Source organism: Escherichia sp. WS547, assembly GCF_046486065.1.
Taxonomy (GTDB): Bacteria; Pseudomonadota; Gammaproteobacteria; order Enterobacterales; family Enterobacteriaceae; genus Escherichia; species Escherichia coli.
This window is the reverse complement of record NZ_JBJQMA010000022.1, coordinates 62,303-82,944: the sequence shown is the minus strand read 5'-3', so window position 1 is coordinate 82,944 and position 20,642 is coordinate 62,303. Positions and strand designations below refer to the sequence as shown.

Here is a 20,642-nt window from a genome sequence, read left to right as displayed (position 1 = left end):
GCATTCCGCTTTGCGACTCAACCTTTTTCACCTTAAGTGCACCGACCGTGAATTTAACCCTGACCCGAAGACTCTGGATGGGCTTTGCCCTGATGGCGCTGTTAACCCTGACCAGTACCCTGGTGGGATGGTACAACCTGCGCTTTATCAGCCAGGTGGAAAAAGACAACACTCAGGCATTGATTCCTACCATGAATATGGCGCGCCAGTTGAGCGAAGCCAGCGCCTGGGAACTTTTCGCCGCGCAGAACCTGACCAGTGCCGATAACGAAAAGATGTGGCAGGCGCAGGGGCGAATGCTCACCGCACAAAGCCTGAAGATTAATGCGTTGCTGCAAGCGTTACGGGAACAAGATTTTGACACCACCGCTATTGAACTACAGGAGCAGGAGATCTCCCGTTCGTTACGTCAGCAAGGGGAACTGGTGGGACAGCGTTTGCAACTGCGCCAGCAACAACAGCAACTCAGTCAGCAGATAGTCGCCGCCGCCGATGAAATCGCACGCCTGGCGCAAGGTCAGGCGAATAATGCGGCAACCTCCGCCGGAGCGACCCAGGCCGGGATTTACGATTTGATCGAACAACATCAGCGTCAGGCCGCAGAAAGTGCACTCGATCGGCTGATTGATATCGATCTTGAGTATGTTAACCAGATGAATGAACTGCGCCTTAGCGCCCTGCGGGTGCAGCAAATGGTGATGAATCTGGGGTTGGAACAGATCCAGAAAAATGCGCCAACGCTGGAAAAGCAGCTCAATAATGCGGTGAAAATTCTGCAACGTCGGCAAATACGCATTGAAGATCCGGGAGTTCGTGCTCAGGTCGCAACAACGTTAACTTCCGTTAGCCAATATAGCGATTTGCTGGCGCTGTATCAGCAGGACAGTGAAATCAGCAATCACCTGCAAACTCTCGCCCAAAATAACATCGCCCAGTTCGCGCAGTTTAGTAGCGAAGTCAGTCAGCTGGTCGACACCATTGAGCTGCGTAATCAGCACGGACTGGCGCATCTGGAAAAAGCCAGTGCACGCGGGCAATACAGCCTGTTATTGCTGGGGATGGTTTCACTTTGCGCACTGATTCTGATCCTCTGGCGCGTGGTTTATCGCTCAGTCACGCGTCCACTTGCCGAACAAACGCAGGCGCTGCAACGGCTGCTGGACGGTGATATTGACTCCCCTTTCCCGGAAACCGCTGGCGTGCGGGAGCTGGATACCATCGGGCGGCTGATGGATGCGTTTCGCAGCAGTGTTCATGCACTGAATCGCCACCGCGAACAGCTGGCGGCGCAGGTCAAAGCGCGTACAGCTGAATTGCAGGAAATGGTGATAGAACACCGGCAGGCACGGGCGGAAGCAGAAAAAGCCAGCCAGGCAAAATCGGCGTTTCTGGCGGCGATGAGTCATGAGATCCGCACACCGCTGTACGGTATTCTCGGCACCGCACAGCTGCTGGCAGATAACCCCGCACTTAACGCCCAGCGCGATGATTTGCGCGCAATTACTGACTCTGGTGAATCGTTGCTGACCATCCTCAACGATATTCTCGATTATTCGGCTATCGAAGCAGGCGGCAAGAATGTTTCGGTCAGCGATGAACCCTTTGAACCGCGCCCGCTGCTGGAAAGTACCCTGCAATTAATGAGCGGAAGGGTGAAAGGTCGCCCGATTCGCCTGGCAACAGAAATTGCCGACGATGTACCGACTGCGTTAATGGGCGATCCGCGGCGTATTCGTCAGGTCATCACCAACCTGTTGAGCAACGCCCTGCGTTTCACCGACGAAGGGCACATTATCCTGCGTAGTCGCACTGATGGCGAACAATGGCTGGTCGAAGTGGAAGACAGCGGCTGCGGTATTGATCCCACGAAACTGGCTGAAATCTTCCAGCCATTTGTTCAGGTTAGCGGCAAACGCGGCGGCACCGGGCTGGGGCTGACCATCAGTAGCCGTCTGGCCCAGGCGATGGGCGGCGAACTGAGCGCCACCAGCACGCCGGAAGTTGGAAGCTGTTTTTGTTTACGCTTGCCGTTACGTGTTGCCACTGCTCCCGTGCCAAAAACAGTCAATCAGGCGGTGCGTCTGGACGGTTTACGATTACTGTTGATTGAAGATAACCCGCTAACCCAACGAATTACCGTCGAAATGTTGAACAGCAGTGGGGCGCAGGTCGTTGCTGTTGGCAATGCCGCGCACGCGATAGAGACGTTGCAAAATAGCGAACCGTTTGCTGCCGCACTGGTGGATTTTGATCTGCCGGATATCGACGGTATTACCCTTGCCCGGCAACTGGCACAGCAATATCCGTCGCTGGTTTTGATTGGCTTTAGCGCTCATGTCATCGACGAAACGTTGCGCCAGCGTACCAGTTCATTATTTCGCGGAATTATCCCTAAACCGGTGCCGCGTGAAGTGCTCGGTCAGTTACTGGCGCACTATCTCCAACTGCAAGTCAATAACGATCAACCGCTGGATGTATCGCAACTCAATGAAGATGCTCAGTTAATGGGGACGGAGAAGATCCACGAATGGCTGGTATTATTTACACAACATGCCCTGCCGCTTCTCGATGAAATCGACATTGCCCGCGCCAGTCAGGATAGCGAGAAAATAAAGCGTGCCGCACATCAGCTAAAAAGCAGTTGCTCGAGCCTGGGAATGCGTAGCGCCAGCCAGCTATGCGCACAACTGGAGCAGCAGCCATTATCTGCCCCCCTTCCACACGAAGAAATTACACGCAGTGTTGCCGCTCTGGAAGCATGGTTGCATAAGAAAGACCTGAACGCGATTTGAATCAATATCAGCCAGTTAAGAATAACTAGAATAGTGGCATTTGGTATGCAACTTAACGGACTGGCAAAATCATGGCAGAGAAAAAAAGAACCCGCTGGCAGCGGCGGCCAGGCACGACGGGCGGCAAATTACCGTGGAATAACTGGCGCAATGCCACGACCTGGCGTAAAGCGACGCAATTATTGCTGTTGGCAATGAATATTTATATTGCCATCACGTTCTGGTATTGGGTGCGCTATTACGAAACGGCAGGTAGTACGACATTTGTCGCCAGACCGGGAGGTATCGAAGGCTGGCTACCGATTGCCGGTCTGATGAATCTGAAATATAGCCTTGCAACAGGTCAGTTACCGTCCGTCCACGCCGCCGCAATGCTGTTATTGGTCGCTTTTATCGTCATCAGTCTATTACTCAAAAAGGCCTTTTGTTCATGGTTATGCCCGGTTGGTACGCTTTCTGAATTAATCGGCGATCTCGGTAACAAACTGTTTGGTCGGCAATGTGTCCTTCCCCGCTGGCTGGATATTCCTCTGCGCGGCGTGAAGTATTTGCTGTTGAGTTTTTTTCTCTATATTGCGTTATTGATGCCCGCTCAGGCGATTCACTATTTTATGTTGTCGCCCTACAGCGTGGTGATGGACGTTAAAATGCTCGATTTCTTTCGTCATATGGGGACCGCGATATTAATCAGCGTGACCGTTTTGCTGATTGCCAGCCTGTTTATTCGCCATGCCTGGTGTCGTTATCTTTGCCCATATGGCGCGCTGATGGGCGTGGTTTCGCTATTATCGCCGTTTAAGATTCGTCGCAATGCCGAAAGTTGTATCGACTGTGGCAAATGCGCAAAAAATTGCCCATCACGGATCCCGGTCGATAAATTAATTCAGGTACGAACAGTGGAATGTACCGGCTGTATGACTTGCGTAGAGTCATGTCCGGTAGCCTCAACATTGACCTTTTCACTGCAAAAACCTGCGGCAAATAAAAAAGCCTTTGCGTTGTCTGGCTGGTTAATGACGCTACTGATTCTGGGGATTATGTTTGCGGTGATTGGTTACGCAATGTATGCGGGAGTATGGCAAAGCCCGGTACCGGAGGAATTGTACCGACGCTTAATTCCACAAGCGCCAATGATTGGTCACTAAATTAGCAACAAGCGGAACATCACCTCGCACGGGTGATGTTCACAAAATCACATTATTTTGATTTTGACATCATAACTTTCAAGCCCGGTCATTTTTTCTCGTGCGGTGAAGCGAATTTCAGAGACTTCTTTCCCTGTATTTTTGTTCAGCTCGGCGATTTTTTGTGCGATAAAGTCGGCGATTTCCGTTTCGGCTTGTTTTTTTAACTCTTCAATATTCACTGTTAACCTCTTCTGGTCTTAAAAGACAGCAACACGCCAGTAAGGTGTTGGTTCCCGGTACCCTGGTCAGGTAAGAAATGTTATAAGCCATCTCCCCGAAAGATTCAATAATCAACAGGTTATCGCTTACTATACATACAGCGTTGAAGAAAAATAAGGCAGATATAAAAAAGGCTCCACAAGGGAGCCTGATATTATTTTGTGAAATCCAGCGGCGCATGGTCAGTGCGTATTTGCAGCGCGACGTTATCAAAGGTGATCATCGTCGATTTACAAAAAATACACTTTGCTCCTAAAGGATTTCGCTCCGTCACATCGAATGCCGATGTGCGGTACTGTGAACCATGACAACATGGACAGCGGAAATGGAGATGTTGAGTAATAACGGCAACCTTAGAGCGTAACAACGTTCGCTGCCGCGGGACCACGTTGCCCCTGCTCAATAGAAAATTCAACTTTCTGATTTTCGTTCAGCGTGCGGAATTCATTGCTCTGAATGGCGGTGAAATGGACGAAAACGTCTTTGCTGCCATCATCAGGAGTGATAAAGCCAAAACCTTTATCTGCGTTAAACCATTTTACTAAACCAGTCATTTTATTAGACATATTTTACTTCCTTCATTTTGGGCCTTTCGGCAAACAGGGCTTTAATACAGAAACTACTTAGTGTTCAGGAGAGAGACTCAAAAGAAGGGGATAATGCCTGATAATGAGAACTGCTTTAGTAAACTACTTTGTATGCTGTCTGTCTTTCAAACCGACGCAGCTATTAACGCATGATAATTGAGATTAAGCAAATTTTATTTTAGCCGTCCGGCGGTCTTAAATATCGCTGGCTTTATTTTATTAACCCCGTATAGTGCAGCGCAGTATTTTCAGTAAGGAATTTGTTTGTCCCGTAAAATGACAGGAATTGTCAAAACCTTTGATCGCAAAAGCGGCAAAGGATTCATTATCCCCTCCGACGGTCGTAAAGAAGTCCAGGTCCATATTTCCGCATTCACTCCCCGCGACGCAGAAGTGCTTATACCAGGATTACGCGTGGAATTTTGCCGCGTAAATGGCCTGCGAGGACCAACAGCGGCAAATGTTTATTTGTCTTGATGGAGAGCGCACGCCGGTATGCGTGCTTCATTCACGATTTGCGTAAAACCGGCCAACGAACACATGCCCTGCGCATTTCGCTCTTCACATCCTGCCAGGGTCAGTTTCACCTCTCCGGGCGGCGTATTTAATGACAGCGGCGTTTTATCACGCATCTGCTGTAAAGTCTGGAAGACCAGCGAAACCTGAATCCACTGGCTGTTATCGCTGAGCCGACGCCAGCGTTCAAACACCAGTTCACCCCCTGGCGGCGTGTTATCCGGCTGACCTGGAAGTGTCCAGTTGAGCTCCAGTGCGCCGCCGAGATTTGCCAGATTAGTATCGTGTCCGGCAATAAACAGCACTGAAGTGGGTAATGTCACACCATACGCCTGTTTTTGCGGTGGATGGGGCGTCAACGCTGCCATGATCAAATCCAATAACGGGGTGGCGCGACTGCGGGCAACCTCTGGCGTGCGTTGTAGTAAATAAAATTGCGCGTTATGCAAACTTAGCAAGGTGTTCCACTGGTGTGAATCAGTGATCCTTCCCCACCCCGGCTCCGGCATTCCTTGTGCCTGTTGCAGGAGAAATATCTCCGTCAGCATTGATGCGAGGCTTACCGCACCGGTTAATGAGACATTGTCGGCGCTCACCTTGAGTTCCGATGGTAATGCCTGCGTTAATGAACAGCTTTCGTCCTGTTTCTCACGGTTAAGGCACAAGTTTGATTGCGGGAAATTAAGCACCCGTTCCAGTTCACGAAACGCCGTTTGCCGATGCCCGGTAAAGTCAGCAATTGACCCTCCTGCCCTGCTGAGGATCGCGTCAGTCACATTCGCGTTATCCAGTTGGCAAACGCCAGTTTTTAGAGGATTAAATAACGGATCGGGACTGGACGTATCTGCCTGGGTATGTACGGTTATTGCACAGTCAGGTGCCAGCCCGGCGGCGAAGGCTTCGCCTGTTTTACGGGTACGCTCGTCGACATCAGCAATAATCGCGACCTGACCAGGCTGCGGGCAGCCCTTTTTCGTCAGCAATCCGTCGGCTACCAGACGCTGGCGTTGGTAATGTCCGAGATAGGCGATCAGCTCACCACCGCGCGGTGTCAGCCAACCCAGTTTTACCGGCCAGGTTGGCCATGCGTCTGGGGTGACATCCTGCATCAGTTGCGTGGCCTTGGTTGGTGCACGCACACCATGACGACTGACAATCACCACACTTTCCAGCTTCAGCTCCGGCTCACTATGAGCGAATGCAGATTGCGGGGTTAACGGAATCAGAAGAGATAAAAATGGGATCAAGATCGCTTTCATCGATATGTTTCCGCTTTTCATATCCGACATTATTGATTGCCTGATGCGACGCTAATGCGCCTCATCAGGCTTACGTTCGTTAACTTTTCAGACGCGGGTCCAACCATACCAACACAAGGGTGGAGAGCGAACACATCAACAAAATGCCGACGAACCAAAGTAAATACCACATTGTTCCTACTCCTTAGTACAACTTGTTTTCGTTACGGCGGAGAGTTTCTGTCGTCATGCGCCCCCACATTTTGTAGTAGCTCCAGAGAGTGTAGAGCAACACAATGGGCAAAAATATCAGCACGATTACCAACATAATGCTCAGCGTCAGCTGGCTGGAAGTACTGTCCCACAACGTCAGGCTGGAGATCGGACTCACGCTTGACGGCATGACAAAGGGGAACAGCGTGATGCCTGCCGTGAAAATCACGCCAAATTGCATCAATGACGCCATCAAAAATCCCCAACCCGGGCGACCACGATAAATCGCCATCACCGTCAGCAATGGGCAGAAGAACCCCAGCAGCGGGAAGATCCACAAAACGGGCGACTCGACAAAATTATTCATCCAGGCACCAGGTAGCACTGCCACCAGTTTCATTAACGGATTGGAAGGACCGTTAGCATCCTGGGCGAGCAGTACAAAGCCATCAATACCGACCCACAGCCAGTAACCCGCCAGCAAAAAGCACAGCATCACCAGCAGTGCGGCGCGTTTGGTCGCCAGCTGTGAACGCAGATGAATCACACCAACAGTTTTCAGTTGTAACCAGACGCCACCTTGCAAAATCACCATCCCAAGGCTGAGCAATCCGCACAATAAAGGGAATGGCGTCAGCAGTTGCCAGAAGCTGCCGAGATACTCCACGCGTAATTGCGGTGTAAAGGCAAACGGCACGCCTAGCAACAAGTTGCCGAAGGCGATACCGAAGACTACCGGCGGCACCAGACTGCCGATAACCAGACCGGCATCCCACATTTTACGCCAGCGTGCATCGGCAATTTTTCCGCGATAATCAAAGGCCAGCGGGCGGAAGAACAGCGAGCACAGCACCAGGATCATCGCCACATAAAAGCCGGAAAACGCCGCTGCATACACTCTGGGCCAGGCGGCAAATAATGCCCCACCTGCGAGGATCAACCAGACCTGATTGCCTTCCCAGTGCGCACCAACGCTATTAATCACTATCCGGCGTTCATCATCATCACGCGCCACCAGCGGCAGCAGACAGCCGATCCCCATGTCAAATCCGTCGGAGATCATAAAGACTACCAGGATCACGCCAATCAGCAGCCACCAGATGAAGCGCAATGTTTCATAATCAAACATGATTTTCTCCTTTACCCCTGTTGCTGCGTCGGTTGTTCACTCTGCATCGCGCTCGGCCCCAGACGGGCATATTTCTGCATCAGGTAGACTTCGGCGATTAAGAACAGGGTGTAAAGCCCTACGATCATGATCAGTGAGAAAGCCAGTTGTCCTGTGGTTAAGGCGGAGTGCGCGGAGTATGTCGGTAAGATGTCCTGTATCGCCCACGGCTGACGACCAAACTCGGTCATAAACCACCCGGCTTCAATCGCAATCCACGGCAGCGGCAAACTCCAGAGCGCCATTTTCAGCACCCAGCGATGCTGGTCGATTTTGCCACGCAGCGTCTGGACAAGCGCAATAAGCATCACCAGTAGCAGCAGGGAACCACAGCCCACCATGATGCGGAAACTCCAGAATACCGGCGCAACCTGAGGTATCGCGCCACGCATCGCCGCCTGGTACTGTGCGGCTGTGACATGATTCATATCCGGCGCATAGCGGGAGAGCAACATGCCGTAACCAAGGTCGCCTTCCAGCTCCCGAAATGCCTGCAACACATGCGGCTCACGATTGCCTTGCGATATTTCCTGCATTAACAGCCAGGCCATACGTCCGCGTTGCAAGCGTGGGTAGGTTTCAGCCATCAAATTCTTCAGACCCGGCACGGGTTTATCTAATGAGTGAGTGGCGAGGATCCCTAGCAGCGCGGGAATTTTGATAGCAAAGGCGTTACGCTCTTGATCCTGTTCCGGCCAGGCAACCACATGGAACGGTGCAGGTGCAGGTTCCGTTTGCCATTCCCCTTCCATCGCCGCCAGTTTTACCGGTTGTACTTGCGCGACTTCATACGCAGAACTGTCTCCGAGTTGCAGCGTGCCGATAATCGCCAGAGTACCGAAGACGGAACCGATGGCAAACGAGCGTAATGCGACATCGCGCTCCCGTCCGCGCAGTAAATACCAGGCGCTGATCGCCATAATAAACATGGCCCCAGTCACGTAGCCCGCCATTACGGTGTGCACAAATTTCACCTGGCTGACCGGGTTAAAGACCAGCTCGCTGAAGCTGGTCATTTCCATACGAAGGGTGTCGATATCAAAATGCGCACCGGTCGGGTATTGCATCCAACCGTTGGCATTCAATATCCACAATGCAGAGAGATTTGAACCGAACGCCACCAGCCACGTCACCAGCAGGTGCTGGTATTTATTCAGCCGCTGCCAGCCGAAGAAGAACAGCCCGACAAAGGTGGATTCGAGGAAGAAGGCCATTAATGCTTCCATCGCCAGCGGTGCGCCAAAAATATCGCCCACATAGTTGGAATAGAATGACCAGTTAGTACCAAACTGAAACTCCATGGTCAGGCCGGTAGCCACGCCAAGAGCAAAGTTGATACCGAAGAGCTTACCCCAGAAGCGCGTCATATCGCGGTAGATTGTTTTGCCGGTGACCACGTAAATGGTTTCCATGATAGCCAGCAAAAAAATCAGCCCCAGGGTAAGGGGTACAAATAAAAAGTGATACAGCGCGGTCAGAGCAAACTGCCAGCGCGATAAATCAATGACATCCCACATGCGCACTCCTGTAGGCGAAGAGAGAAAAATAACCCGTTAATGGTAGATCTCCCTCTTTATCCTGAAACTCTACGACCAGAGGTATTCGCCGATTGCGATATTCATAAGCCTGAAAGCGATACTTACCGTCTTTTTACGAAGGTGCCCCTTCCGCCAGCCACTGACATACCTCGCTAAGCCGCTGCGCTGAGTCGACCAAATCTTCTGGCGCTGCCAGAACCACTTCCGGTATCGGGCAGATTTCATAACTCTCAAGTAACGGGCCTTTTAAGGTGTCCGTGCAGCGTAAATGCCAGACATGGCGTAACCCCGTGGCGTTGATATAGCTCTCGCCGTAGCCAATGGTGCGAATCTGAATATTTCCCGGCCCACAGAGACGTGAGAGAAAAAGCCGATCAGCCTCGCTGATGGGTAATTGCGTCAGATTAATGCTGTGCGGCTGCGCGTCGGGGTTACGTACATGCGCCAGTAACTCATGCGCCAACGGTAGGCCATTCATCAGGCCATCAATGGGCGGCGGTAACAGCGAATCTGTCGGCAAGACGTTTTGCGTTGCCGCCTGCCACAATGCCAGCGGAGCGCAGCCAGCCTCCAGTTTGTCCTCCAGCAACTTGTCGCCGCGACGTCTGCGCACCCGCCATAATCCGCAGAAGATCGCCTCCTGAATTTCACTTTCACTACCATCAGCCTGCTGAATGCGCACTGACACTTCCCCTTCCCCGAGAAGCGTATTGATAAAGTGACGATCGTCGGCGTTGAGATTTAACAGATCGACTGCCAGTACCTCACCCAGCGCCGGCTGGCGTTCGCTTAGTTGATGTTGTAACTCGTTTAACAGCGCAATCACCTGCGGGCTGTGAGCACATTGCTCCAGGGCCGCCATACTCGGTTCACCATTCACCCGACAGGTGATCGGCAGTGGCTTCATGCTGAAACTGTCATCGTTCGGTTGCGTTCCTGGCCCCAGCAGATGGAAAAAAGTTTCGCTCATGAGGCACGCTCCTGTTGTGGTTCGACAAGCCCACGCATCAGGTTTATCAGTTCCGCCCACGGGTGAATACCATTCAGCACGCCGCGATAGTTTCCGCCGGTAAACACTAATGTGGCGGGAAAGCGAAAGACGCCAAAGCGATCGCCGATGGCTTCGCTCTGCTCAAGGTCAGCAATCGCCACCTGCCATGTGTAGTCGGGAAACTCGCGCAGTAATTCGCCAATCATTACCGGATTATCGCTGACCTCTGGCGTGCGTTTCGGGTCACTGCTTAATAACACCACGCCGTCTGGCGCTTGCGTAAGCCAGTCGTCAAGACGGAATTCACTGACCGGCGTCCAGCCGCGCGCCAGCATTCGTTGCCACAACGCATCAAATGGCGTGTCGTTGCTCATCCCTGCTCCTCCTGTGTCATCCGGTACTGGCGCAAGCGAACGCCTTCGTAATTTTCCATCGACAGACAGTCATAATTGAGACAACGCGATTCATTAGCCGGTTGCGGCACAATTCCCCACGCAGCCAACTGCGCCAGCGCCGATTGTTCAGCAGCGGGCAGTTGCTCTCGTGCCAGTTCGCTCAGGCTGCCGCCGTAGTCGTCGAGCATCGCGGGTTGCAGACCGACGAGGGCAATATGTGCTGGCAGATGACCACGTATATCCGCCAGCGCCAGCACTTCGGAGAAGCTGTTCTGGTGCAGGCTCATTTTCTTCGCGCTGAGATAAGCCGGAATGCGTTCTCCGGCATATGTTCGCAGCGTTCCGGGTTCCAACCCGTAATCAATGGCGTCGAGAATCAGCAAGTGGCTGGCGCTTTCGACATACCCCAGCAAGTTCAGTCCCTGAGTGCCGCCATCAACAATCTCGACTTCATCGGGCCAGTGGTAATGGGCATACAGCCGTTCCGCCACCCGCACGCCGAAGCCTTCATCGGCCCACAGCAGGTTGCCCAGCCCCATTACCACCACGCGTTGCTCGCTCATGAACGCTCCTTGTTACTTATTTTGCCAAATTTGTGGCTACGGTAGCCGTTGACCATGGTGGAGATCACCGTGTCGTCGGACATGATGTCTTCACGCAGCGCCATGTAGACATGACCGATCACAAACGCGCCAATCAGCCACATCCCCAGCCGATGCCAGCTGTGAATGTCCATTGAGTTGCCGCCCGTCCAGTAGAAAAATTCCACCACATAACGGAACGGCGCAAAAATAGCGTACTGGCTGTGTTCGCTGTACAGCGCAAAGCCGGTGATGATCATAAAAACTGACATCAGGAAATAGCCGAACATCGCCGCCTGGGCGATGGGGTTATGGCCTATATCGGCACTCGGACGTTTTGCCAGAAACAGATACCAGCGGATTTCATACCACACGCCCTGCCACCAGCTTTTACGCCATACCGGCACGATAAACAGCTCGCGGGAGTAACGATTGCCAACAAAAGCCCAGTAGATCCGCATCAGCAAGACCACGGTAAAAATCATCCCGGCGCTGAAGTGAATTAACCTGATGTAGCCCATGTAAAACAGATACGTCGCCTCGCCGCTGACGGAAGGTAGCGGCTTGCCGATAAAGTATCCGGTGACCATCAACACCGCCATGCATAACACCGTCAGCCAGTGCCAGATACGCACTGGCGCTTCAAAGACATAATGGCTGACAACGTTGTCGCTTTTCTGTTGCATGATGATTCTCCTTCGCTGTTAACGCACCTGCACGGAGATCAGCTCGCTACCGTCGTCGCCCAGCACGTGTGTTGAACATGCGAGGCACGGGTCAAAGCTGTGCAGAGTACGCAGGATCTCCAGCGGTTGCTCGGGGATCGCCATTTTGGTGTTCATTAACGCTGCTTCATAAGCGCCAATTTGCCCTTTGGGATCGCGCGGGCTGGCGTTCCAGGTGGTCGGTACCACGCACTGGTAGAGATCAATCTTGCCATCGCGAATGGCGGCCCAGTGGCCTAACGCCCCGCGCGGCGCTTCGGTAAAACCGACACCACGGCACTCTGTCGGCCAGGTTGCTGGTTCCCATTTTTCAGTAGAGGCGGTGGCGAGATTGCCGTTTTTGAGATTGGTCATCAGCTTGTCGAAGAAATATTGCAACTTGCCTGCGGCCCACTGCGCTTCGTGCGCGCGACACAAAATGCGGCCTAACGTTGACTGGATGCCGGAAAGCGGCAGGTTCAACGCCGACATCATGCGATCGACCGACTCAACGGTCGCCGCATCGCCTTTGTGATAAGCGATTAACGTGCGTGCCAGCGGCCCCACTTCCATCGCATTACCGCGCCAGCGTGGCGCTTTGATCCACGAGTAGCGTTCCTGTTCATTCAGCTGCTGAATGTTGGTATCGCTGCCTTTGACATCGCCGGGGTTGTACCACGGGTCGGTGATGCCATCGAACGGATGACGCCCGACCTGATCGTTGGGATATCGATACCAGGCGTGGTCGACAAACTCCTGCACCTGCTGCGGATCAACCAAATCCACTGGCAGCACATTGTTGAAGTCGCCGTTAATCACCGCGCCGCCAGGCATCAGCAGACTTTTCTCGCCAAAGTCGTTGGCAATATCCGGGAATGCGCCGTAGCTGAGGACACATTTATCAGAAAGACCCGTGCCGATTTCGCTCCACGGTTTGTTGAACTGACCAATGGCTAAGGCGTCAGGGATCATCACGTTGTTAATGAAATCCGCCGTGCGGGTGATAATCGACTGCACCAGGTTCAGGCGTTCCATATTGACCGCCCCGACCGCGCCGCTTTCGTCAATGTTAATGGCGCAAGGCATCCCGCCGACAATCCAGTTTGGATGCGGGTTTTTACCGCCAAAGACCGCGTGGATTTTGACAATTTCACGCTGGAAATCGAGAGCTTCGAGATAGTGGGCAAAGCCCATCAGGTTGGCTTCTGGCGGCAGTTTGTACTGCGGGTGCCCCCAGTAGCCATTGCGGAAGATCCCCAACTGCCCGCCTTCAACGAATTTCTTCAGGCGATTTTGTACGTCGAAGAAATAGCCAGGGGATGATTTCGGCCATGAGGAGAGGCTTTGCGCCAGTTCGGAGGTTTTCCGCGGATCGGCTTTCAGCGCATCTAACACATCGATCCAGTCCATCCCGGCAAGCTGATAAAAGTGCACCAGATGGTCATGGCACCAGAGCGTCGCCAGCATAATGTTGCGGATGATATTAGCGTTGTCCGGCACTTTAATGCCGATAGCATCTTCGATGGCATAGACCGAAGCCAGAGCGTGTACGCCGGTACAGACGCCGCAGATACGTTCAACGAACGCCCACGCATCGCGCGGGTCACGCCCTTGCAGGATGATCTCCAGCCCGCGAAACATGGTGCCGCAGGAGACGGCATTGGTGATCACATTCTGATCGTTAATATTCACTTCGCAGCGCATGTGGCCTTCAATGCGCGTAATCGGGTCGACCACCAGGCGGCGTCCGGCATTATTGATGGTGTATCCCTGAGTTTCGTACTGAGTGCTCATGCCTGTTTATCCTCATTGCCTGGCTGATGTTCGGTTTCTGTAGGTTGCTGGTTATGACGTCTGCGCTGGTCAACGGCGCTGGCGACTGCGTGCACACCAACAGCCGCTGCCACCACGCCAAGCGCGGTTAAACCGACGGTGTCGGCGGTGGAATGAGTACCCATTTGTGGAATATCGACCACGCGGCTGTAGAACGAACCGCGATCCCAGAAACCATTTTCCGCACAACCCAGGCAGCCGTGACCTGACTGGATCGGGAAGGAAACGCCATCGTTCCAGCGTGTGGAGGAACAGGCGTTATAGGTGGTAGGCCCTTTGCAGCCCATTTTGTACAGGCAGTAACCTTTGCGGGCAGCGTCATCATCCCAACTCTGGACGAACTCTCCGGCGTCGAAGTGAGCGCGGCGATAACATTTATCGTGGATACGCTGACCATAAAACATCAGTGGACGGCCCATTCTGTCGACATCTGGCAAGCGATCAAAGGTCACCATGTAAGTAATGATGGCGCTCATCACATCCGGGATCGGCGGGCAGCCAGGTACTTTGATAATAGGTTTGTCGGTGATGACTTTGTCGATAGGCGTTGCCTGCGTCGGATTGGGTCGCGCGGCCTGCACGCAGCCCCAGGACGCGCAGGTTCCCCAGGCGATAATCGCGCTGGCTCCGGCAGCGGCACGTTTGAGTTTCTCAATAAACGGTCGACCGCTGCTGATACAGAACATCCCCTGCTCGCCCAGCGGCGGATTACCTTCTACTGCGAGGATATATTTGCCATTGTATTGCGTGATGATGTCTTCAAAGACTTCTTCCGCCTGGGTTCCGGCGGCAGCCATCAAAGTATCGTCGTAATCGAGGGAAATCAGGGAAAGGATGACGTCCTTTGCCAGCGGGTGAGCGGAGCGGATAAAAGATTCGGTACAGCAGGTGCATTCCAGACCGTGGATCCATACCACCGGAATGCGCGGTTTGTTCTCCAGCGCCCAGGCAATCTTTGGTGCCATTCCCGCGCCTAATCCCAGCGACGTGGCAGCCAGACTACAATATTTGAGAAAGCTGCGCCGGGTAACGCCCTGACGCCGCATGGCCTGGTAAAATGTTTCCTCGTTATTCATATCGCACGTCTCTTCTCCTTGCGACACCGGCAGGACACCGGGCGCTTATGGTCGGCAAGCGACGTCCCTGTAGCAAGGCAAACCATCGCTTCACGTGAGATGCTGAAAACGAAAGCTCATCCTTCTGCACTGGCGCACGTCGCCAGAAAGTATTGTTAATAAAGCGTAGTGAAACTTTTGCACAAAACAATACAAACTGTATGGATTTATCTTTTAGCGATAAAAATGGACCTATTTTTCTTTTTGCCGGGCAGTGGGGATGTTTAGCCGGTTGCTAAACGAGTAAAAGAGAAGGAATTCATGGTGATGAAATGATCAATCTGCTGTTATTTCACGCTATCAATGCACTTTTGGCTGTTTTTCAGGCAAACAAACAAATTAGGGGTTTACACGCCGCATCGGGATGTTTATAGTGCGCGTCATTCCGGAAGTGTGGCCGAGCGGTTGAAGGCACCGGTCTTGAAAACCGGCGACCCGAAAGGGTTCCAGAGTTCGAATCTCTGCGCTTCCGCCAAATAAGATAAGGGGTTAGCTAAATGCTAACCCCTTTTTCTTTTGCCTGTCGAAATTCTCAGGGCGTTATATTTGCTTAATGACCTGATAATCCGCTGTTAAACCTGTTCCAGATCAAATGCGTAAAGATGGGTAAAACTTCTGGGTGCCCTTACGCATTATCATTATGCTGCTTAATTAATTACATCTGTCATAGAGAGTGACTCAATGGATCGTATTGTTAGTTCTTCACATGACCGTACATCGCTGCTTAGCACCCATAAGGTGCTGCGTAATACCTATTTTCTGCTGAGCCTGACGCTGGCCTTTTCTGCGATTACCGCAACTGCCAGTACGGTGCTGATGCTGCCATCTCCGGGTCTGATTCTGACGCTGGTGGGTATGTATGGTTTGATGTTCCTGACCTATAAAACGGCGAATAAGCCGACCGGGATTATCTCCGCATTCGCCTTTACCGGTTTTCTGGGTTATATCCTCGGACCAATTCTGAACACCTATCTGTCTGCCGGAATGGGTGACGTAATCGCTATGGCACTGGGCGGAACGGCGTTAGTGTTCTTCTGCTGTTCTGCATATGTGCTGACCACCCGCAAAGATATGTCATTCCTTGGCGGTATGCTGATGGCGGGTATTGTGGTGGTGCTGATTGGTATGGTTGCTAATATCTTCCTGCAACTGCCTGCTCTGCATCTGGCGATCAGCGCGGTCTTCATTCTGATCTCCTCTGGCGCTATTTTGTTTGAAACCAGCAACATCATTCATGGCGGTGAAACGAACTATATTCGTGCCACAGTTAGCCTGTATGTTTCGCTGTACAACATCTTCGTCAGCCTGCTGAGCATTCTGGGCTTCGCCAGCCGCGATTAATCTCGCCCAGGGTTACTTACCGAGCCTCGCTTTATGCGGGGCTTTGTTTTTTGTTACACTGCCGCCAGTCTGATTAAGGTAGTAATAATTATGCTGATCTTCGAAGGTAAAGAGATAGAAACGGATACCGAAGGCTATCTCAAAGAAAGCAGCCAGTGGAGTGAGCCGCTGGCAGTGGTGATTGCAGAGAACGAAGGGATTTCGCTGTCGCCAGAACACTGGGAAGTGGTGCGTTTTGTACGTGACTTCTATCTGGAATTTAATACGTCTCCGGCGATTCGTATGCTGGTAAAAGCGATGGCGAATAAATTTGGCGAAGAAAAAGGTAACAGCCGCTATTTATACCGACTGTTTCCGAAAGGTCCGGCTAAGCAAGCAACCAAAATTGCTGGCCTGCCAAAACCGGTAAAATGTATTTAATGGATACGAAAATCGGTTAATTCCCCCGAGGGATGATGCGGCTCGCTGAGCACCCGTTCTACACGCGCAGAACGCGGGCCGCCACTCTTTAACCACTGCATTAATTTTTCTACCTGCCCTTCTTCACCGCAGGCAACCACTTCCACGCTGCCATCGTCAAGATTTTTGGCGTACCCGGTTAAGCCCAGTCTTTTCGCTTCGTACTGCGTGGTGTAGCGAAATCCTACGCCCTGAACTCGCCCGTAAACCCAGGCAATTATGCAGACTTTCGACATTGTTGCTCTCCTTATCCTTAATGGACGCGTTGCAAATCCATGGAAAACTCCGGACAATGACGCCCATTTCTTTGCATCGACAGAAAAGTAAATTATGAGTGTACGTTTAGTGTTAGCCAAAGGGCGCGAAAAATCATTACTTCGTCGCCATCCGTGGGTCTTTTCCGGGGCCGTTGCCCGCATGGAAGGTAAAGCCAGCCTCGGTGAAACCATCGATATTGTTGATCATCAGGGAAAATGGTTAGCACGCGGCGCTTATTCGCCAGCTTCGCAAATCCGGGCACGCGTCTGGACGTTTGACCCGTCTGAGTCTATCGACATTGCTTTTTTTTCCCGCCGTTTGCAACAAGCACAAAAATGGCGTGACTGGCTGGCGCAAAAAGATGGCCTCGACAGCTATCGTTTAATCGCCGGTGAATCTGATGGCCTGCCGGGTATTACTATCGATCGTTTCGGTAATTTTCTGGTGCTGCAACTACTGAGTGCTGGCGCAGAATATCAGCGCGCGGCATTAATTAGCGCCCTGCAAACGCTGTACCCGGAATGTGCGATTTACGATCGCAGCGATGTTGCGGTACGTAAAAAAGAAGGGATGGAGCTGACCCAGGGCCCCGTCACCGGCGAGTTGCCGCCTGCCCTGCTGCCGATTGAAGAACACGGCATGAAGCTGCTGGTGGATATTCAGCACGGACACAAAACGGGTTACTACCTGGATCAGCGTGATAGCCGCCTGGCTACCCGCCGCTACGTTGAAAATAAACGCGTACTGAACTGTTTCTCCTATACCGGTGGTTTCGCCGTATCGGCACTGATGGGCGGTTGCAGCCAGGTTGTCAGCGTTGATACCTCCCAGGAAGCCCTGGATATTGCACGGCAGAACGTTGAGCTGAACAAACTGGATCTGAGCAAGGCTGAGTTTGTCCGTGATGATGTCTTTAAATTGCTGCGTACTTATCGCGATCGCGGTGAAAAATTTGACGTTATCGTGATGGACCCGCCGAAATTTGTTGAGAATAAAAGCCAGTTGATGGGCGCGTGTCGTGGCTATAAAGATATCAACATGCTGGCGATTCAGTTGCTGAATGAAGGCGGTATTCTCCTGACTTTCTCCTGTTCCGGTCTGATGACCAGCGATTTATTTCAGAAAATCATCGCGGATGCCGCAATTGATGCCGGTCGTGATGTACAATTTATAGAGCAGTTCCGTCAGGCAGCCGATCATCCGGTGATCGCTACCTATCCGGAAGGGCTATATCTGAAAGGGTTTGCCTGTCGCGTCATGTAACTTGAAATGTGGAATTTTACCCTTATATCAAAGGTAAAGATTTCCCGGGAGGTGACTATGATTGCCAGCAAATTCGGTATCGGCCAGCAGGTCCGCCATTCCCTGTTAGGTTATCTCGGAGTGGTCGTGGATATCGACCCGGTTTATTCGCTCTCTGAACCGTCGCCTGATGAGCTGGCGGTGAATGACGAGCTTCGCGCCGCTCCGTGGTATCACGTGGTGATGGAGGACGATAACGGCCTACCGGTTCATACCTACCTGGCTGAAGCCCAGCTAAGTAGCGAATTGCAGGATGAACATCCTGAACAGCCATCCATGGATGAGCTGGCGCAGACCATCCGCAAACAACTCCAGGCCCCGCGTCTGCGTAACTAATCCCTGAACAAATCCCCGGAAGGTTTTTGCCTTCCGGGGATTTTTTATTTGGCCAGGCCCAGGCGAGGGATCTCAATAGCCGGGCAGCGATCCATCACTACATTTAACCCGGCATCCCGTGCCAGTACTGCCGCTTGCTCATTAATCACCCCCAGTTGCATCCAGAGGGTTTTCGCGCCAATGGCAATAGCTTCCTGCGCTACGCCCCACGCCGCTTCTGAATTCCGGAAAACATCGACCATATCGACTTTTTCAGGAACTTCTGCCAGCGTGCCATACCCCTGCTGGCCCAGCAGTGTTTTGCCGGCAACTTTTGGCGAAACCGGAATGACGTGATACCCCTGGTCGAGTAGATATTTCATCACGCGATAGCTGGGACGATCGGGTTTGTCGCTTGCCCCCACCAGCGCAATGGTGTGAGTGGACGTTAAAATGCCTGCAATATCGGTTTCTTTCATTATTTCCTCCAGACTGTTTAACAAAGTGTACGACAAAGCCGACATGCCAACCATGCAGCTAATACGAATGAATGAGAGCAAAAGCGGGAAATATGTCTATATGTTAGTAAGTATGATTAAAGAAAAATTTTGACACATTATTATTCGGGCGGTCTTTTGACAGGAGCTACCTATGAAAACCGGCATCGTGACCACCTTGATTGCATTATGTTTGCCGGTATCCGTTTTTGCCACCACGCTGCGGCTTTCAACCGATGTCGATCTTCTGGTACTCGACGGCAAGAAGGTTTCCAGCTCTCTGCTGCGCGGTGCGGACAGCATTGAACTGGATAACGGACCGCATCAGTTAGTGTTTCGCGTTGAGAAGACGATTCATCTTTCCAATAGTGAAGAACGGCTGTATATCTCCCCACCGCTGGTGGTCAGTTTTAACACCCAGCTCATCAACCAGGTCAATTTTCGCCTGCCTCGCCTGGAGAATGAGCGGGAAGCTAACCATTTTGATGCCGCGCCGCGCCTTGAATTGTTGGATGGCGATGCGACGCCGATTCCGGTAAAGCTGGATATTCTCGCCATTACCTCAACGGCAAAAACGATTGATTATGAGGTCGAGGTTGAACGCTATAACAAATCCGCGAAACGCGCTTCACTACCGCAATTTGCCACGATGATGGCAGATGACAGTACGCTGCTTTCGGGTGTTTCCGAGCTGGATGCTATTCCACCGCAGTCTCAGGTGCTCACAGAACAACGGTTGAAGTATTGGTTTAAACTGGCTGACCCACAAACGCGAAATACTTTCCTGCAATGGGCGGAAAAACAACCATCTTCCTGAGATTTTTGTGCCTGTGCGCAGGCTTTTTCGGTCTTTATCTTGCAGCGATAAGTGCTTACAGTAATCTGTAGGAAAGTTAACTACGGATGTACATTATGGAACTGACGACTCGCACTTTACCTGCGCGGAAACATATTGCGCTGGTGGCACACGATCACTGCAAACAAATGCTGATGAGCTGGGTGGAACGGCATCAACCGTTACTGGAACAACACGTACTGTATGCAACAGGCACTACCGGTAACTTGATTTCCCGTGCAACCGGCATGAACGTCAACGCGATGTTGAGTGGCCCAATGGGGGGTGACCAGCAGGTTGGCGCATTGATCTCAGAAGGGAAAATTGATGTATTGATTTTCTTCTGGGACCCACTAAATGCCGTGCCGCACGATCCTGACGTGAAAGCCCTGTTGCGTCTGGCGACGGTATGGAACATTCCGGTCGCCACCAACGTGGCAACGGCAGACTTCATTATCCAGTCGCCGCATTTCAACGACGCGGTCGATATTCTGATCCCCGATTATCAGCGTTATCTCGCGGACCGTCTGAAGTAATATTGCACAGGTGGCAAACGCC

Annotated in this window: 25 protein-coding genes and 1 tRNA gene; 10 read left to right on the top strand and 16 right to left on the bottom strand. The window is 52.1% G+C overall.

From position 1 onward, the window contains the following. Nucleotides 1-47: 47 nt before the first annotated feature. Together torS and ACJHWK_RS18360 are read left to right on the top strand one after the other, a co-directional pair. Nucleotides 48-2,792, top strand: coding sequence for a TMAO reductase system sensor histidine kinase/response regulator TorS (gene torS, locus ACJHWK_RS18365; RefSeq protein ID WP_071593694.1), 2,745 nt, complete (start codon nucleotides 48-50; stop codon nucleotides 2,790-2,792). 71 nt (nucleotides 2,793-2,863) lie between these two features. Then, complete coding sequence (locus ACJHWK_RS18360; protein WP_001522816.1) at nucleotides 2,864-3,937, top strand: 4Fe-4S binding protein; 1,074 nt, start codon at nucleotides 2,864-2,866, stop codon at nucleotides 3,935-3,937. A gap of 47 nt (nucleotides 3,938-3,984) precedes the next feature. Here the strand turns inward: ACJHWK_RS18360 and ACJHWK_RS18355 are convergent, their stop codons facing one another. From ACJHWK_RS18355 to cspG, 4 genes are read right to left on the bottom strand one after another with little or no spacing between them, the layout of a single operon-like run. Further along, a complete protein-coding gene (locus ACJHWK_RS18355; protein WP_001019197.1) occupies nucleotides 3,985-4,158 on the bottom strand; it encodes a GnsA/GnsB family addiction module toxin in 174 nt (57 codons plus the stop codon). After that, on the bottom strand, nucleotides 4,148-4,378 hold the full coding sequence (gene ymcE / locus ACJHWK_RS18350) for a protein YmcE (protein ID WP_020232998.1): 231 nt from the start codon (nucleotides 4,376-4,378) through the stop codon (nucleotides 4,148-4,150). The genes ACJHWK_RS18355 and ymcE overlap by 11 nt, the downstream gene beginning before the upstream one ends. Further along, the gene (locus ACJHWK_RS18345; protein WP_071524879.1) at nucleotides 4,353-4,541 is read right to left on the bottom strand and encodes a cold-shock protein; all 189 of its coding nucleotides are present in this window, start codon (nucleotides 4,539-4,541) and stop codon (nucleotides 4,353-4,355) included. The genes ymcE and ACJHWK_RS18345 overlap by 26 nt, the downstream gene beginning before the upstream one ends. A 10-nt stretch (nucleotides 4,542-4,551) precedes the next feature. Next, nucleotides 4,552-4,764, bottom strand: a complete 213-nt coding sequence (cspG, locus tag ACJHWK_RS18340; RefSeq protein WP_000066490.1) for a cold shock protein CspG — start codon at nucleotides 4,762-4,764, stop codon at nucleotides 4,552-4,554. 285 nt (nucleotides 4,765-5,049) lie between these two features. On the opposite strand from cspG, the gene cspH reads away from it, so the two are divergent. Continuing rightward, complete coding sequence (gene cspH, locus ACJHWK_RS18335) at nucleotides 5,050-5,262, top strand: cold shock-like protein CspH (protein ID WP_000087763.1); 213 nt, start codon at nucleotides 5,050-5,052, stop codon at nucleotides 5,260-5,262. Here cspH and appA read toward each other — a convergent pair. The 10 genes from appA to hyaA all read right to left on the bottom strand — a co-directional run bounded on the left by appA (nucleotide 5,250) and on the right by hyaA (nucleotide 15,038). Beyond that, nucleotides 5,250-6,560 (bottom strand): bifunctional acid phosphatase/4-phytase, encoded by a 1,311-nt coding sequence (appA, locus tag ACJHWK_RS18330; protein WP_001522815.1) that lies wholly within the window; start codon nucleotides 6,558-6,560, stop codon nucleotides 5,250-5,252. The two genes, cspH and appA, sit on opposite strands and share 13 nt — an antisense overlap. Before the next feature lie 79 nt (nucleotides 6,561-6,639). Then, a complete protein-coding gene (cbdX, locus tag ACJHWK_RS18325) occupies nucleotides 6,640-6,732 on the bottom strand; it encodes a cytochrome bd-II oxidase subunit CbdX (protein ID WP_000270305.1) in 93 nt (30 codons plus the stop codon). Between the two features lie 12 nt (nucleotides 6,733-6,744). After that, nucleotides 6,745-7,881 carry a cytochrome d ubiquinol oxidase subunit II gene (gene appB / locus ACJHWK_RS18320; protein ID WP_001522814.1) on the bottom strand — a complete coding sequence of 379 codons (1,137 nt, stop codon included), beginning with the start codon at nucleotides 7,879-7,881 and terminating at the stop codon, nucleotides 6,745-6,747. Between the two features lie 11 nt (nucleotides 7,882-7,892). Continuing rightward, entirely contained in the window at nucleotides 7,893-9,437 is a 1,545-nt protein-coding gene (gene appC / locus ACJHWK_RS18315; RefSeq protein WP_000263563.1) for a cytochrome bd-II oxidase subunit 1, read from the bottom strand. 133 nt (nucleotides 9,438-9,570) lie between these two features. Then, nucleotides 9,571-10,428 carry a hydrogenase expression/formation protein gene (locus ACJHWK_RS18310; protein ID WP_410234888.1) on the bottom strand — a complete coding sequence of 286 codons (858 nt, stop codon included), beginning with the start codon at nucleotides 10,426-10,428 and terminating at the stop codon, nucleotides 9,571-9,573. Continuing rightward, nucleotides 10,425-10,823 (bottom strand): hydrogenase-1 operon protein HyaE, encoded by a 399-nt coding sequence (gene hyaE, locus ACJHWK_RS18305; protein ID WP_000063969.1) that lies wholly within the window; start codon nucleotides 10,821-10,823, stop codon nucleotides 10,425-10,427. Before hyaE ends, ACJHWK_RS18310 begins: the two co-directional genes overlap by 4 nt. Beyond that, nucleotides 10,820-11,407 (bottom strand): hydrogenase 1 maturation protease, encoded by a 588-nt coding sequence (gene hyaD / locus ACJHWK_RS18300; protein WP_021523058.1) that lies wholly within the window; start codon nucleotides 11,405-11,407, stop codon nucleotides 10,820-10,822. Before hyaD ends, hyaE begins: the two co-directional genes overlap by 4 nt. Continuing rightward, a complete protein-coding gene (gene hyaC, locus ACJHWK_RS18295) occupies nucleotides 11,404-12,111 on the bottom strand; it encodes a Ni/Fe-hydrogenase b-type cytochrome subunit (RefSeq protein ID WP_001186413.1) in 708 nt (235 codons plus the stop codon). Before hyaC ends, hyaD begins: the two co-directional genes overlap by 4 nt. An 18-nt stretch (nucleotides 12,112-12,129) precedes the next feature. Beyond that, nucleotides 12,130-13,923, bottom strand: a complete 1,794-nt coding sequence (hyaB, locus tag ACJHWK_RS18290) for a Ni/Fe-hydrogenase large subunit (protein WP_000107384.1) — start codon at nucleotides 13,921-13,923, stop codon at nucleotides 12,130-12,132. Further along, nucleotides 13,920-15,038 (bottom strand): hydrogenase 1 small subunit, encoded by a 1,119-nt coding sequence (gene hyaA, locus ACJHWK_RS18285; protein WP_001058323.1) that lies wholly within the window; start codon nucleotides 15,036-15,038, stop codon nucleotides 13,920-13,922. Before hyaA ends, hyaB begins: the two co-directional genes overlap by 4 nt. A 426-nt stretch (nucleotides 15,039-15,464) precedes the next feature. Between hyaA and ACJHWK_RS18280 the strand changes: the two genes are divergently transcribed. From ACJHWK_RS18280 to tusE, 3 genes are all read left to right on the top strand, one after another. Next, a tRNA-Ser gene (locus ACJHWK_RS18280) sits at nucleotides 15,465-15,552 on the top strand. A 206-nt stretch (nucleotides 15,553-15,758) separates the two neighbouring features. Beyond that, nucleotides 15,759-16,418 carry an FtsH protease modulator YccA gene (gene yccA / locus ACJHWK_RS18275; RefSeq protein WP_000375136.1) on the top strand — a complete coding sequence of 220 codons (660 nt, stop codon included), beginning with the start codon at nucleotides 15,759-15,761 and terminating at the stop codon, nucleotides 16,416-16,418. 90 nt (nucleotides 16,419-16,508) lie between these two features. Next, a complete protein-coding gene (gene tusE / locus ACJHWK_RS18270) occupies nucleotides 16,509-16,838 on the top strand; it encodes a sulfurtransferase TusE (protein ID WP_000904442.1) in 330 nt (109 codons plus the stop codon). On the opposite strand, the gene yccX is transcribed toward tusE, so the two are convergent. Beyond that, nucleotides 16,835-17,113 carry an acylphosphatase gene (gene yccX, locus ACJHWK_RS18265; protein WP_001522806.1) on the bottom strand — a complete coding sequence of 93 codons (279 nt, stop codon included), beginning with the start codon at nucleotides 17,111-17,113 and terminating at the stop codon, nucleotides 16,835-16,837. The two genes, tusE and yccX, sit on opposite strands and share 4 nt — an antisense overlap. A gap of 94 nt (nucleotides 17,114-17,207) precedes the next feature. On the opposite strand from yccX, the gene rlmI reads away from it, so the two are divergent. After that, the gene (gene rlmI / locus ACJHWK_RS18260; RefSeq protein ID WP_000116293.1) at nucleotides 17,208-18,398 is read left to right on the top strand and encodes a 23S rRNA (cytosine(1962)-C(5))-methyltransferase RlmI; all 1,191 of its coding nucleotides are present in this window, start codon (nucleotides 17,208-17,210) and stop codon (nucleotides 18,396-18,398) included. A gap of 57 nt (nucleotides 18,399-18,455) precedes the next feature. Next, nucleotides 18,456-18,773, top strand: coding sequence for a heat shock protein HspQ (hspQ, locus tag ACJHWK_RS18255; RefSeq protein ID WP_001295356.1), 318 nt, complete (start codon nucleotides 18,456-18,458; stop codon nucleotides 18,771-18,773). Nucleotides 18,774-18,817: 44 nt separating this feature from the next. Here hspQ and ACJHWK_RS18250 read toward each other — a convergent pair whose 3' ends face one another. Continuing rightward, nucleotides 18,818-19,231 (bottom strand): CoA-binding protein, encoded by a 414-nt coding sequence (locus tag ACJHWK_RS18250; protein WP_000665218.1) that lies wholly within the window; start codon nucleotides 19,229-19,231, stop codon nucleotides 18,818-18,820. A 172-nt stretch (nucleotides 19,232-19,403) separates the two neighbouring features. Here ACJHWK_RS18250 and ACJHWK_RS18245 point away from each other — a divergent pair, with 172 nt between their 5' ends. Beyond that, a complete protein-coding gene (locus ACJHWK_RS18245; protein ID WP_000847791.1) occupies nucleotides 19,404-20,066 on the top strand; it encodes a DUF2057 family protein in 663 nt (220 codons plus the stop codon). 95 nt (nucleotides 20,067-20,161) lie between these two features. Beyond that, nucleotides 20,162-20,620: a methylglyoxal synthase gene (gene mgsA, locus ACJHWK_RS18240; protein WP_000424181.1), complete on the top strand. Its 459-nt coding sequence runs from the start codon at nucleotides 20,162-20,164 to the stop codon at nucleotides 20,618-20,620. The last annotated feature ends 22 nt before the right edge of the window (nucleotides 20,621-20,642 follow it).

Excerpts from the sequence above, each read along its gene's own strand:
- ACJHWK_RS18245 (WP_000847791.1), top strand. The coding sequence starts at position 19,404 with ATGAAAACCGGCATCGTGACCACCTTGATTGCATTATGTTTGCCGGTA.
- appB (WP_001522814.1), bottom strand. The coding sequence starts at position 7,881 with ATGTTTGATTATGAAACATTGCGCTTCATCTGGTGGCTGCTGATTGGC.
- cbdX (WP_000270305.1), bottom strand. The coding sequence starts at position 6,732 with ATGTGGTATTTACTTTGGTTCGTCGGCATTTTGTTGATGTGTTCGCTC.
- ACJHWK_RS18250 (WP_000665218.1), bottom strand. The coding sequence starts at position 19,231 with ATGAAAGAAACCGATATTGCAGGCATTTTAACGTCCACTCACACCATT.
- ACJHWK_RS18360 (WP_001522816.1), top strand. The coding sequence starts at position 2,864 with ATGGCAGAGAAAAAAAGAACCCGCTGGCAGCGGCGGCCAGGCACGACG.
- hyaA (WP_001058323.1), bottom strand. The coding sequence starts at position 15,038 with ATGAATAACGAGGAAACATTTTACCAGGCCATGCGGCGTCAGGGCGTT.
- appA (WP_001522815.1), bottom strand. The coding sequence starts at position 6,560 with ATGAAAGCGATCTTGATCCCATTTTTATCTCTTCTGATTCCGTTAACC.
- tusE (WP_000904442.1), top strand. The coding sequence starts at position 16,509 with ATGCTGATCTTCGAAGGTAAAGAGATAGAAACGGATACCGAAGGCTAT.
- appC (WP_000263563.1), bottom strand. The coding sequence starts at position 9,437 with ATGTGGGATGTCATTGATTTATCGCGCTGGCAGTTTGCTCTGACCGCG.
- cspG (WP_000066490.1), bottom strand. The coding sequence starts at position 4,764 with ATGTCTAATAAAATGACTGGTTTAGTAAAATGGTTTAACGCAGATAAA.
- hyaC (WP_001186413.1), bottom strand. The coding sequence starts at position 12,111 with ATGCAACAGAAAAGCGACAACGTTGTCAGCCATTATGTCTTTGAAGCG.
- ymcE (WP_020232998.1), bottom strand. The coding sequence starts at position 4,378 with ATGCGCCGCTGGATTTCACAAAATAATATCAGGCTCCCTTGTGGAGCC.
- hyaE (WP_000063969.1), bottom strand. The coding sequence starts at position 10,823 with ATGAGCAACGACACGCCATTTGATGCGTTGTGGCAACGAATGCTGGCG.
- yccA (WP_000375136.1), top strand. The coding sequence starts at position 15,759 with ATGGATCGTATTGTTAGTTCTTCACATGACCGTACATCGCTGCTTAGC.
- yccX (WP_001522806.1), bottom strand. The coding sequence starts at position 17,113 with ATGTCGAAAGTCTGCATAATTGCCTGGGTTTACGGGCGAGTTCAGGGC.
- hyaD (WP_021523058.1), bottom strand. The coding sequence starts at position 11,407 with ATGAGCGAGCAACGCGTGGTGGTAATGGGGCTGGGCAACCTGCTGTGG.
- rlmI (WP_000116293.1), top strand. The coding sequence starts at position 17,208 with ATGAGTGTACGTTTAGTGTTAGCCAAAGGGCGCGAAAAATCATTACTT.
- hspQ (WP_001295356.1), top strand. The coding sequence starts at position 18,456 with ATGATTGCCAGCAAATTCGGTATCGGCCAGCAGGTCCGCCATTCCCTG.
- hyaB (WP_000107384.1), bottom strand. The coding sequence starts at position 13,923 with ATGAGCACTCAGTACGAAACTCAGGGATACACCATCAATAATGCCGGA.
- mgsA (WP_000424181.1), top strand. The coding sequence starts at position 20,162 with ATGGAACTGACGACTCGCACTTTACCTGCGCGGAAACATATTGCGCTG.
- ACJHWK_RS18310 (WP_410234888.1), bottom strand. The coding sequence starts at position 10,428 with ATGAGCGAAACTTTTTTCCATCTGCTGGGGCCAGGAACGCAACCGAAC.